General features: G+C 62.3%; 7 protein-coding genes. 3 read left to right on the forward strand and 4 right to left on the reverse strand.

The window, feature by feature from the left end:
• Nucleotides 1–6: 6 nt before the first annotated feature.
• The 4 genes from guaD to xdhA all read right to left on the reverse strand — a co-directional run bounded on the left by guaD (nucleotide 7) and on the right by xdhA (nucleotide 6174).
• On the reverse strand, nucleotides 7–1311 hold the full coding sequence (gene guaD / locus V7773_RS28285; RefSeq protein ID WP_336076294.1) for a guanine deaminase: 1305 nt from the start codon (nucleotides 1309–1311) through the stop codon (nucleotides 7–9).
• A 19-nt stretch (nucleotides 1312–1330) separates the two neighbouring features.
• Complete coding sequence (xdhC, locus tag V7773_RS28290; RefSeq protein WP_092345881.1) at nucleotides 1331–2173, reverse strand: xanthine dehydrogenase accessory protein XdhC; 843 nt, start codon at nucleotides 2171–2173, stop codon at nucleotides 1331–1333.
• A 154-nt stretch (nucleotides 2174–2327) separates the two neighbouring features.
• Nucleotides 2328–4727, reverse strand: coding sequence for a xanthine dehydrogenase molybdopterin binding subunit (gene xdhB / locus V7773_RS28295; protein WP_336076295.1), 2400 nt, complete (start codon nucleotides 4725–4727; stop codon nucleotides 2328–2330).
• Nucleotides 4720–6174 (reverse strand): xanthine dehydrogenase small subunit, encoded by a 1455-nt coding sequence (gene xdhA, locus V7773_RS28300; protein WP_336076296.1) that lies wholly within the window; start codon nucleotides 6172–6174, stop codon nucleotides 4720–4722. The genes xdhB and xdhA overlap by 8 nt, the downstream gene beginning before the upstream one ends.
• Before the next feature lie 264 nt (nucleotides 6175–6438).
• Between xdhA and V7773_RS28305 the strand changes: the two genes are divergently transcribed.
• The 3 genes from V7773_RS28305 (at nucleotide 6439) to zipA (ending at nucleotide 11693) form a co-directional block, all read left to right on the forward strand.
• Complete coding sequence (locus V7773_RS28305; protein ID WP_336076297.1) at nucleotides 6439–7098, forward strand: GntR family transcriptional regulator; 660 nt, start codon at nucleotides 6439–6441, stop codon at nucleotides 7096–7098.
• Between the two features lie 2 nt (nucleotides 7099–7100).
• Entirely contained in the window at nucleotides 7101–10589 is a 3489-nt protein-coding gene (gene smc / locus V7773_RS28310; protein WP_336076298.1) for a chromosome segregation protein SMC, read from the forward strand.
• A 258-nt stretch (nucleotides 10590–10847) separates the two neighbouring features.
• Nucleotides 10848–11693 carry a cell division protein ZipA gene (gene zipA / locus V7773_RS28315; protein ID WP_063322223.1) on the forward strand — a complete coding sequence of 282 codons (846 nt, stop codon included), beginning with the start codon at nucleotides 10848–10850 and terminating at the stop codon, nucleotides 11691–11693.
• Nucleotides 11694–11942 lie beyond the last annotated feature (249 nt).

Here is an 11942-nt window from a genome sequence, read left to right on the forward strand (position 1 = left end):
AAAAATCTACCGCTGATGCACCAATTTACCGGCCGCATACGTCTGCGCCACCGTCCGGTCATCCCCCAGCGTCATCAGCACGAACAACCGCTCGGCAATGTCCTTGGCCTGCTTGAGGCGATAGCCCAGCAGCGGCGTGGCGTTGTAGTCCAGCACCAGGAAGTCCGCATCGGAACCCGGCTGCAGCGTGCCGATCTTGTCCTCCAGGCGCAGGGCCCGGGCGCCGCCGAGGGTGGCCAGGTACAGTGACTTGAACGGGCTCAGCCGCGCACCCTGCAGCTGCATCACCTTGTAGGCTTCGTTGAGGGTTTGCAGCAGCGAAAAACTGGTGCCGCCGCCCACATCCGTGCCCAACCCCACGTTCACCTTGTGTTTTTCGGCCATCGGCAGGTTGAACAGGCCGCTGCCCAGGAAAAAGTTCGAGGTCGGGCAGAAGGCGATGGCCGAACCGGTCTCGGCCAGGCGAGCGCATTCGTCGTCGCACAGGTGCACGCCATGGGCGAACACCGAGCGTTCGCCGAGCAGTTGGTAGTGGTCGTAGACGTCCAGGTAACCCTTGCGCTCCGGGAACAGCTCTTTGACCCACTTTACTTCCTGCAGGTTTTCACTGATGTGGGTCTGCATGTACAAATCGGGATATTCCCCCAGCAACTGACCGGCCAGGGTCAATTGCTCCGCAGTGCTGGTGGGCGCGAAGCGTGGGGTCACCGCGTAGTGCAGGCGGCCCTTGCCGTGCCAGCGCTCGATCAGCGCCTTGCTCTCGGTGTAGCTGGATTCGGCTGTGTCGACCAGGTAGTCCGGGGCGTTGCGGTCCATCATCACTTTGCCGGCGATCATCCGCAGGTCGAGCTTCTGGGCCACTTCAAAAAACGAATTCACCGATTGCGGGTGCACGCTGCCGAACACCAGCGCGGTGGTGGTGCCGTTGCGCAGCAGTTCCTTGACGAAAATATCGGCCACGGCATCGGCGTGGGCCTTGTCGGCGAACTGGCTTTCGCAGGGGAAGGTGTAGGTGTTGAGCCAGTCCAGCAATTGCTCGCCATAGGCGCCGACCATGCCGGTCTGCGGCAAGTGGATGTGGGTGTCGATCAAGCCGGGGGTGATCAGCGTATCCGGGTAATGAGTGACTTCGATGTCAGTTGCCAGGGTCGGCAGCAGGTCACGGGCGTGGCCGATGGCGCTGATCTGGCCGTTTTCCACCACCAGCAAACCGTCTTCGAAATATTCATAGGACGCCTCGATACCGACTTTGGCCGGGTCGGCGAGGCTGTGGAGCAGGGCGGCGCGGTAGGCTTTGCGTGTCAGGGGCATGGGAATTCTCAACGAGTGTTCAACGGTTCGCCTGGCTGCGGCGCGAGGCCGGTAGCAGCTTGGCGATCGGTTCGGCGCGGGCGGTGTGCTGGCCGAAATCCGCGTTATAGGTGGCGATGATTTCGCCGGCGATGGAGATGGCGATTTCCACAGGCAACTTGCCTTTGACTTCGCCGATGCCCATGGGGCAACGCATGCGTTGCAAGGCGGCGCTGTCGAAACCACGATCACGCAGGCGATGCTCGAACTTGACCCGTTTGGTCTTCGAACCGATCAGGCCGAAGTAGGCAAAGTCGTTGCGCTTGAGGATCGCGGCGCTCAGTTCCAGGTCGAGCTGATGATTGTGGGTCATGACGATGCAGTAGCTGCCGGCGGGCAAGTCGTCGACTTCGTCCAGTGGCTCTTCGCTGACGATCTTGTGCACGCCATGGGGCAGGTGTTCGGGAAACTCCGCCTCCCGCGAATCGATCCAGCGCACTTTGCAGGGCAGGCTCGCCAGCAGCGGCACCAGGGCGCGGCCGACGTGGCCGGCGCCGAACACGGCGATTTGCGCCTGGACCTGGCCCATGGGTTCGAACAGCAACACGGTGACGCCGCCGCAGCACTGGCCCAGGCTCGCACCGAGGCTGAAGCGCTCCAGATGGGTGTTCTGCTGGCCGCTGGCGAGCATGTGCCGGGCGATTTCCATGGCCTTGTATTCCAGGTGCCCGCCACCGATGGTGTCGAACGTCTGGCTGGCGCTGATGACCATCTTCGAACCGGCGTTGCGTGGGGTGGAGCCGAGTTCTTCGATGATCGTCACCAGCACGCAGGGTTCGCCGCGGGTTTGCAGGTCGGCGAGGGCGCTGATCCAGTTGTACATATTCACCTCGACATCTGACTGATCGTTCCCACGCTCTGAGTGGGAATGCATCTTTGGACGCTTCGCGTCCGCTCTTCAAACTTCGACGCAGAGCGTCGGGGGCTGCATTCTCACGCAGAGCGTGGGAACGATCATCACGCTCCGCGTCCGCTCTTCAAAGCGGAGCCATCTCGGCTTCGGCTTGCGTAGGCTTCACGGCCTTCAACTGCCGCATCTGCTCACACCCCCACAACACTCGCTCCGGCGTTGCCGGGGCGTCGATGTTCGGTTGGTGCTGGTAATCCCCCAGGCTCGCCACGGCGTCCTTGATGGCGCACCACGCGGCGATGCCGAGCATGAACGGCGGCTCGCCCACGGCCTTGGAGTGGAACACCGTGTCTTCGGGGTTCTTGCGGTTTTCCACCAGCTTGACCCGCAGGTCCAACGGCATGTCAGCCACCGCCGGAATCTTGTAGCTGGCCGGGCCATTGGTCATCAGCTTGCCCTTGTCGTTCCACACCAGCTCTTCCATGGTCAGCCAGCCCATGCCCTGGATAAAGCCGCCCTCGACCTGGCCGATGTCGATGGCCGGGTTCAGCGAAGCGCCGACGTCGTGGAGGATGTCGGTGCGCAGCATCTTGTACTCGCCGGTGAGGGTGTCGACGATCACTTCGGCACACGCCGCGCCAAAGGCGTAGTAGTAGAAGGGGCGGCCACGGGCCTGGCTGCGGTCGTAATAGATTTTCGGGGTCTTGTAGAAGCCGGTGCTCGACAGCGAGACCTGGGCGAAATACGCCTGCTGCACCAGCGCCTCGAACGACAGGATGTGATCGCGCACCCGCACATGACCGTTGTGGAATACCACGTCTTCTTCGCTGACCTTGTACTGCCGCGCGGCGAACTCCACCAGACGCCGTTTGATGGTTTCGGCGGCATTCTGCGCCGCCTTGCCGTTCAGGTCGGCGCCGCTGGACGCCGCGGTGGGCGAGGTGTTCGGCACTTTGTCGGTGTTGGTCGCGGTGATTTGCACCCGGTCCATTTCCACCTGGAACACCTCGGCCACCACTTGCGCGACCTTGGTGTTCAGGCCTTGGCCCATTTCGGTGCCGCCATGGTTCAGGTGGATGCTGCCATCGGTGTAGACGTGGATCAGCGCGCCGGCCTGGTTGAGGAAACTGGCGGTGAACGAAATGCCGAATTTCACCGGGGTCAGGGCCAGGCCTTTTTTCAGGATCGGGCTATTGGCGTTGTAGCAACGGATCGCCTCGCGGCGTTCGGCGTACTGACTGCTTTGCTCAAGCTCGGCGGTCATTTCCTCGAGCATGTTGTGCTCGACAGTCTGGTAGTAGTGGGTGACGTTGCGCTCGGTCTTGCCGTAGTAGTTGGCCTTGCGCACGGCCAGCGGATCCAGGCCCAGATGCCGGGCGATGGCATCCATCACCTCTTCGATGGCGACCATGCCTTGCGGCCCGCCGAAACCACGGTAGGCGGTGTTTGAGGCGGTGTTGGTCTTGCAGCGGTGGCCGTTGATGGTCGCATCGCCCAGGTAATAGGCGTTGTCGGCATGGAACATCGCCCGGTCGACAATCGAGGCCGACAGGTCCGGCGAGCAACCGCAGTTGCCCGCCAGTTCCAGGGCGATGCCATGCAAGCGGCCGCGGCTGTCGAAGCCGACGTCGTATTCGATGTAGAAGGGGTGGCGCTTGCCGGTCATCAGCATGTCTTCGACCCGGGGCAGGCGCATCTTGGTTGGCTGGCCCGTGAGGTGGGCGATGACGGCGCACAGGCACGCCGGGCTGGCGGCTTGGGTTTCCTTGCCGCCGAACCCACCGCCCATGCGGCGCATGTCCACCACGACCTTGTTCATCGACACGCCCAGCACTTCGGCCACCAGTTTCTGCACTTCGGTGGGGTTCTGGGTCGAGCAATAGACGATCATGCCGCCATCTTCGGTGGGCATCACCGAGGAGATCTGGGTTTCCAGGTAAAAGTGTTCCTGGCCGCCGATGTGCAGCGAACCCTGGATGCGATGCTCGGCGCTCGCCAGGGCCGTGGCCGAGTCACCGCGCTGGTGGGTGTGGCTGTCGAGCACGAAATGCCGTTTGCGCAGGGCTTCGACCACGTCCAGTACCGGCTCCAGGTCTTCGTATTCGACGATGGCCGCCATCGCGGCCTGGCGGGCGGTGTCCAGGTCCTTGGCGGCGACGGCCAGCACCGGTTGACCGACGAACTGCACGTCATCGATGGCCAGCAACGGATCGCCGGGCAACAGTGGGCCGATGTCCTTCAGGCCGGGGATGTCTTGGTGGGTAATGGCGATGCGCACGCCTTCGAAGGCGTAGCAGGGCGCGGTGTCGATGCGGATGATCCGGGCGTGGGCGCGGTCTGACAGCCGGGCGTAAACGTGCAATTGGTTAGGGAATTCGAGACGGTCATCGATGTACTGCGCCTCGCCGGACACGTGCTTGGCGGCGCTGTCATGCCTGACGCTGCGGCCCACGCCGGTGGTCAGGTCGCGGGCGAACAGTTCGGCCAGTTCGGCTTGAGTCTTCTCTACGGTGTGATGGTTAGACATAAGCGGTCACCCGAGTCTCGATGTGCGGCGTTTGCAGTTCGATGAAGTATTTGCGCAACAGGTTGCGGGCGCTGAGCAGGCGGTATTCCTTGCTGGCGCGGAAATCCGACAGTGGCGTGAAGTCCTCGGCGAGGGCCGCGCAGGCGCGTTCGACGGAGCTGTCGGTCCACGGCGCACCGATCAATGCGGCTTCACAATGCTTGGCGCGCTTGGGTGTGGCGGCCATGCCGCCGAAGGCAATGCGGGCATCGCGGACCACGCCGTTGTCGATGCGCAGGTTGAACGCCGCGCACACCGCGGAAATATCATCGTCCAGGCGCTTGGACACCTTGTAGGCGCGGAACGCCTGCTCGGCACTGGCCCGGGGCACGATGATCTTCTCGATGAATTCGCTTTCCTGGCGCGCCGTGACGCGGTAGTCGATGAAATAGTCTTCCAGCGCCAGGGTCCGGCGGGTCTGGCCCTTGCACAGCACGATTTGCGCGCCGAGGGCGATCAGCAGCGGTGGCGAGTCGCCGATCGGCGAGGCGTTGCCGATGTTGCCGCCGAGGGTGCCCTGGTTGCGGATCTGCAGCGAGGCGAAGCGTTGCAGCAGTTCGCCAAAGTCCGGGTATTCGGCTTTCAGCGCTTCGTAGCAATCGGAGAGGGCGGTGGCGGCGCCGATCTCCAGGCGATCGTCGAAACGCTCGATGCGCTTGAGTTCGGCGACGTTGCCCACGTAGATCATCACCGGCAGGGTGCGGTGAAACTGTGTGACTTCCAAGGCCAGGTCGGTGCCGCCGGCCAACAGGCGCGCCTGGGGGTAGGCATCGTAGAGATCGGCCAGGTCGGCCACGGTCAGCGGTACCAGGCAGCGCTTGTCGCCGCTGTTGAGTTCGCCGGTTTCGGTCGGGGCGATGGCTTTGAGGCGAGCGATGGTTTCGGCCTCGCGGGCGTCGAACTGGTCTGGCTGCTGGCCGCAGCAGGCCTGCTCGGCCGCGGCCAGGATCGGCCGGTAGCCGGTGCAGCGGCAGAGGTTGCCGGCCAAGGCCTCGTGGGCTTTATGGGCGTCGGGTTGCGCGCTGTTCTTTTGCAGGGCGAACAGCGACATGACGAAGCCGGGTGTGCAGAAACCGCACTGTGAACCGTGGCAATCGACCATCGCCTGCTGGACGCTGTGCAACTGGCCCTGATGCTTGAGGTCTTCGACGCTGATCAGTTGTTTGCCGTGCAGGGCCGAGACGAAGGTCAGGCACGAGTTGAGACTGCGATAGCGCATGCGCTCACGGCCGGTTTCATCCACATGCAGTTCGCCCACCACCACGGTGCACGCGCCACAGTCGCCGCTGGCGCAGCCTTCTTTGGTACCGGACTTACCAACATGCTCGCGTAAATAGTTGAGCACGGTCAGGTTCGGGTCCAGGGCGTGCTCGCTACGGAGTTCCTGGTTGAGTAAAAACTGGATCACGGAAGGCCTCGCAGACTCATTATTGTTGTATCGACTTGGGCCGAATTTATCAGTTCTGACTTTTCGGTCAATGATTTTCTGACTTAAAGGTCAGGAAAATTCGTTTTGTCGATGAACAACGTGTAGGTTCAGTATTGACCCTTGGGTGACGCCCTGCTTTTTTGCTTGAATCGTGCCAAAAACCCGCTGCAGGCCCTGCGCCATGACGTATCGAGTGCGCTACACTGCGCCGCTTGTGCAAATCGAAGAGTTTGAAGGACAACCATGACGTTCAAGGCCCCGGACAGCCTCGCCGAGCAAATCGCCCACCATCTCGCCGAACGCATCATTCGCGGCGAAATGAAGCCGGGAGAGCGCATCCAGGAACAGAAGGTCACGCTGGCGCTCAATGTCAGCCGCGGTTCGGTCCGCGAGGCCTTGCTGATCCTGGAGCGACGCCACTTGATCGCGATCCTGCCGCGCCGCGGCGCCCACGTCACCGAACTCACCGAGCACAAGGTGCGCAGCCTCTGCACGCTGATGAGCGAGCTGTATATCCTGCTGGGCAACGCCGTGGCCCACGGTTGGAAAGAGCAGGCCGACATGGCGCCGTTCGTGGCGATTCAGCAGCGTCTCAACGACGCCTATTCGCGCCAGGACATCCGCACCTTCGTCGATGAAAGCTTCAGCGTGATGCGCGCCGCCTATCCCTTTGCCAACAACCCGTACTTGCAGGAAACCGTCGAGAACCTGCAACCGGCCATGAGCCGTGCCTATTTCCTGGCCCTGGACCAGCGCAAGGCGGAAATGAGCGAGTTCCTCGACCTGTTCCAGCGCCTGCTCGCCGCTGTGCTGGCCCGTGATCTGCCGCAGATTCGCCTCGTGCTGACGGCCTATGCCCAGCGCAGTTGCGATCTGGTGGTTTCTGCCCTGACGAAGGCCTGAACGTGCGGCTCAAGTGCATCAAACTGGCGGGGTTCAAATCCTTCGTCGACCCGACCACGGTGAACTTCCCCAGTAACATGGCGGCGGTGGTCGGGCCCAATGGTTGCGGCAAGTCGAACATTATCGATGCCGTGCGTTGGGTGATGGGCGAGAGCTCGGCCAAGAACCTGCGCGGCGAGTCGATGACCGACGTCATCTTCAACGGCTCCACCAGCCGCAAGCCGGTGAGCCAGGCCAGCATCGAGCTGGTGTTTGACAACTCTGACGGCACCCTGGTTGGCGAATATGCGGCTTATGCGGAGATTTCCATTCGTCGCAAAGTGACCCGCGACAGCCAGAACAGTTACTTCCTCAACGGCACCAAGTGCCGGCGGCGCGACATCACCGATATTTTCCTCGGCACCGGCCTGGGCCCGCGCAGCTACTCGATCATCGAACAGGGCATGATCTCCAAGCTGATCGAGGCCAAGCCTGAAGATCTGCGCAACTTCATTGAAGAAGCCGCCGGTATTTCCAAATACAAGGAGCGGCGCCGCGAAACTGAAAACCGCATTCGTCGCACCCACGAAAACCTCGCGCGCCTGACCGACTTGCGCGAAGAACTCGAGCGCCAGCTGGAACGTCTGCACCGTCAGGCCGAGGCCGCGAAGAAGTATCAGGAATACAAGGGCGAGGAGCGCCAGCTCAAGGCCCAACTTTCGGCCCTGCGCTGGCAGGCGTTGAACGAGCAGGTCGGTCAGCGTGAGGCGATCATCGGCAACCAGGAAGTCAGTTTCGAGGCCCTGGTGGCCGAGCAACGCAACGCCGACGCCGCCATCGAACGCCTGCGTGACGGTCACCACGACCTGTCGGAGCGCTTCAATCTGGTGCAGGGGCGCTTCTATTCCGTGGGGGGCGACATCGCCCGGGTCGAGCAGAGCATCCAGCACGGTCAGCAACGGCTGCGGCAGTTGCAGGATGATTTGAAGGAAGCCGAGCGGGCGCGCCTGGAAACCGAATCCCACCTGGGCCACGACCGCACGTTGTTGCTGACCCTTGGAGAAGAACTGGACAGGCTCACGCCGGAGCAGGAAGTCACCAGCGCCGCTGCCGAAGAAGCCGCCGCAGCCCTGGAAGAGGCCGAGCTGACCATGCACGGTTGGCAGGAGCAGTGGGACAGTTTCAACCTGACCTCGGCCGAGCCACGGCGCCAGGCTGAAGTCCAGCAGTCGCGCATCCAGCAGTTGGAAACCAGCATGGAGCGCCTCGCCGAACGGCAGCGCCGCCTGGCCGAAGAGCGTGCCTTGCTCGCGGCAGACCCGGAAGACGCGGCGATCCTGGACCTGAGCGAGCAACTGGCGACCAGCGAAGCCACTCTCGAAGATTTGCAGGCCAGCGAAGACGCCCAGGTCGAACGGCTTGAGCAACTGCGCCAGGCCTTGCAACTGGCCTTGCAGAACCAGCAACAGGCCCAGGGCGAATTGCAGCGGCTCAATGGGCGTTTGGCGTCGCTGGAAGCCTTGCAGCAAGCCGCGCTGGACCCAGGTACCGGCACCGCCGAGTGGCTGCGCGACCAGCATCTGGCCGAGCGTCCGCGACTGGCCGAGGGCCTGAAGGTCGATGCCGGTTGGGAGCTGGCGGTGGAAACCGTGCTGGGTGCCGACCTGCAAGCGGTGCTGGTGGATGACTTCGGCGGCTTCGACCTGTCGGGTTTCACCCAGGGCGATCTGCGCCTGCTCAGTCCGGCTGGCGACGGCGTACGCATCCCCGGCAGCTTGCTGGACAAGGTCGAGGCCCAGGTCGACCTGTCGCCCTGGCTGGGGCAGGTCAAACCGGTGGACAGCCTTGAGCAGGCCCTGGCCCTGCGTGGACAGTTGGCGGCCGGCGAAAGCCTGATCAGCCGGGACGGTTATTGGGTCGGTCGGCATTTCCTGCGGGTGCGTCGGGCCAGCGAAGCCGAGAGCGGCATGCTCGCCCGGGGCCAGGAAATCCAGCGCCTGGGCGCCGAGCGCGAAGAGCGCGAGGCCAGCGTCGAAGCCCTGGAAACCGAATTGCAAAACCTTCGGGCGCAACAGCGTCAGCAGGAGAACGGTCGCGAACACCTGCGGCGGCTGTTGCAGGATGAGGCGCGCCAGCAGGGCGAGCTCAAGGCGCAGTTGTCGGCTGGCAAGGCCAAGGTCGAGCAACTGGCGCTGCGCCGCACCCGCTTGGAAGAAGAAATCGCCGAGCTGGGCGAGCAGCGGGCGCTGGAGCACGAACAGGTCGGCGAGGCGCGCTTGCAACTGCAAGAAGCCCTCGACGCCATGGCACTGGACACCGAGCAGCGTGAATTGCTGCTGGCCCAGCGTGACAGCTTGCGTGAGCGCCTGGATCGGGTGCGCCAGGAAGCACGCCAGCACAAGGATCATGCCCATCAGTTGGCGGTGCGCCTGGGCTCGCTCAAGGCCCAGCACGACTCCACGCGCCAGGCCTTGGAACGGCTGGAAATGCAGTCCGAACGCCTGACCGAAAAACGCGAGCAGTTGAGCCTCAATCTGGAGGAGGGCGAAGCGCCGCTCGAAGAGCTGCGCCTCAAGCTCGAAGAGTTGCTCGACAAGCGCATGAGCGTCGACGAAGAACTCAAGACGGCGCAGATCGCCCTGGAGGACGCCGACCGTGAACTGCGCGACGCCGAAAAGCGTCGCAGCCAGGCCGAGCAGCAATCGCAACTGATCCGCGGCCAGATGGAGCAGCAGCGCATGGAGTGGCAAGCCCTGACGGTGCGGCGCAAAGCCTTGCAGGACCAATTGCTGGAAGACGGCTACGACCTCGACGGTGTGCTGGCTACCCTGGTGGCCGGGGCGAACGAGAAGGGCGCCGAGGAGGAGCTGGAGCGCATTGCCCAGCGCATCCAGCGCCTGGGAGCAATCAACCTGGCGGCCATCGACGAGTACCAGCAGCAGTCCGAGCGCAAGCGTTACCTGGACGCCCAGAACGACGATCTGGTGGAAGCGCTGGAGACCCTGGAAAACGTCATTCGCAAGATCGACAAGGAAACCCGCAACCGCTTCAAGGATACCTTTGATCAGATCAACGGCGGTTTGCAGGCCCTTTTCCCAAAAGTTTTCGGTGGCGGCAGCGCTTACTTGGAACTGACGGGCGAAGATTTACTCGATACAGGGGTGACAATCATGGCGCGTCCTCCTGGCAAGAAGAACAGCACCATCCATTTGCTCTCCGGTGGCGAAAAGGCGCTGACCGCGCTGGCCCTGGTGTTTGCCATCTTCAAATTGAACCCGGCGCCGTTCTGCATGCTCGACGAGGTCGACGCACCACTGGACGACGCCAACGTAGGTCGTTACGCACGGCTGGTGAAGGAGATGTCTGAAACGGTGCAGTTCATCTACATCACCCACAACAAGATCGCCATGGAAATGGCCGATCAGTTGATGGGCGTGACCATGCATGAGCCGGGCTGTTCGCGGCTGGTGGCGGTGGATGTGGAGGAGGCCATGGCCATGGTGGATGCCTGAACAACTGGTTGTAGGGCTTCTACTTGGAACGCTGTAGGTATTTTTTACCCTTGGGCCTGTTGTTCAAATCACAGATTGGGCACAAGCCTGTGCGACAGACGGTGTAAAGTTATCTTTGGTCGTGCTAGTTTAATGTCAATTTTTCGTATGCGTGGGCAAAAGGCCATTCAGAACATAGAGTTGGCGCCACGTTTTAAAGCGGTTTGCAAATAGCTAAGCCCCTTATTTTTCAGCATTTTTATAGAGGCACGGGATTACATGGAAATCGGTCTGCGCGAGTGGCTGATCGTCATCGGCATCATTGTCATTGCCGGTATTCTTTTCGACGGCTGGCGTCGCATGCGCGGCGGCAAGGGGAAGCTGAAGTTTCGCCTGGACCGCAGCCTGTCGAACCTGCCGGATGAGGATGACAACGCCGAGCTGCTGGGCCCGCCCCGGGTGCTGGACACCCACAAGGAGCCACAGCTGGACGAACACGACTTGCCGTCGATGAGCGCGCCTGCCCGTGAGCCACGGGAATCGGGTTCCAAGCGCGGCAAGCGCAACAGCGAGCCATCCCAGGGTGATTTGAACCTGAACCTCGACCTGGATGGTGGTCCGAGCTTCAGCAGTCGCGACAGCGACTTCCCGGACGAGAACAAAACCTCGAGCGCCGACAAGGACCAGGCCCAGGCTGAAGAAGTGCTGGTGATCAGCGTGATCTGCCGCGACCCGGCCGGCTTCAAGGGCCCGGCATTGCTGCAGAACATCCTGGAAAGCGGCCTGCGTTTCGGCGAGATGGACATTTTCCACCGTCACGAGAGCATGGCCGGCAACGGCGAGGTGCTGTTCTCCATGGCCAACGCCGTCAAGCCCGGGGTGTTCGACCTGGACGACATCGATCATTTCAGCACGCCAGCGGTGAGTTTCTTCCTCGGCCTGCCGGGCCCACGTCATCCCAAGCAGGCCTTCGACGTGATGGTGGCCGCGGCTCGCAAGCTGTCCCAGGAGCTCAATGGCGAACTCAAGGATGACCAGCGCAGCGTGCTGACTGCCCAGACCATCGAGCACTACCGCCAGCGCATCGTCGAATTCGAGCGTCGTGCGTTGACCCAGAAACGCTGAAATCGGCAAAGCCTTTGTGGCGCAGGGGCTTTTTGTGGCGAGGGGATTTATCCCCGCTGGGATGCAAAGCAGCCCTGAAACCTGACGCCCTAGCCTGATCAGGCTAATTGAATTGATGACTTTTGGGGCTGCTTCGCAGCCCAGCGGGGATAAATCCCCTCGCCACAGGTTCTGTATTGGTAGGTTCAGGTTCGAACTGCCAACGATTTTAAAAGATTGAGCAGCCTAGGCTGCTCTTTTGCTTTATGA

It is taken from the genome of Pseudomonas sp. 3JA (genome assembly GCF_036961705.1).
Lineage (GTDB): Bacteria > Pseudomonadota > Gammaproteobacteria > Pseudomonadales > Pseudomonadaceae > Aquipseudomonas > Aquipseudomonas fluorescens_Q.

Coding starts and splice junctions, on each gene's coding strand:
- V7773_RS28305 (WP_336076297.1), top strand. CDS start 6,439: ATGACGTTCAAGGCCCCGGACAGCCTCGCCGAGCAAATCGCCCACCAT.
- xdhC (WP_092345881.1), bottom strand. CDS start 2,173: ATGTACAACTGGATCAGCGCCCTCGCCGACCTGCAAACCCGCGGCGAA.
- guaD (WP_336076294.1), bottom strand. CDS start 1,311: ATGCCCCTGACACGCAAAGCCTACCGCGCCGCCCTGCTCCACAGCCTC.
- xdhB (WP_336076295.1), bottom strand. CDS start 4,727: ATGTCTAACCATCACACCGTAGAGAAGACTCAAGCCGAACTGGCCGAA.
- zipA (WP_063322223.1), top strand. CDS start 10,848: ATGGAAATCGGTCTGCGCGAGTGGCTGATCGTCATCGGCATCATTGTC.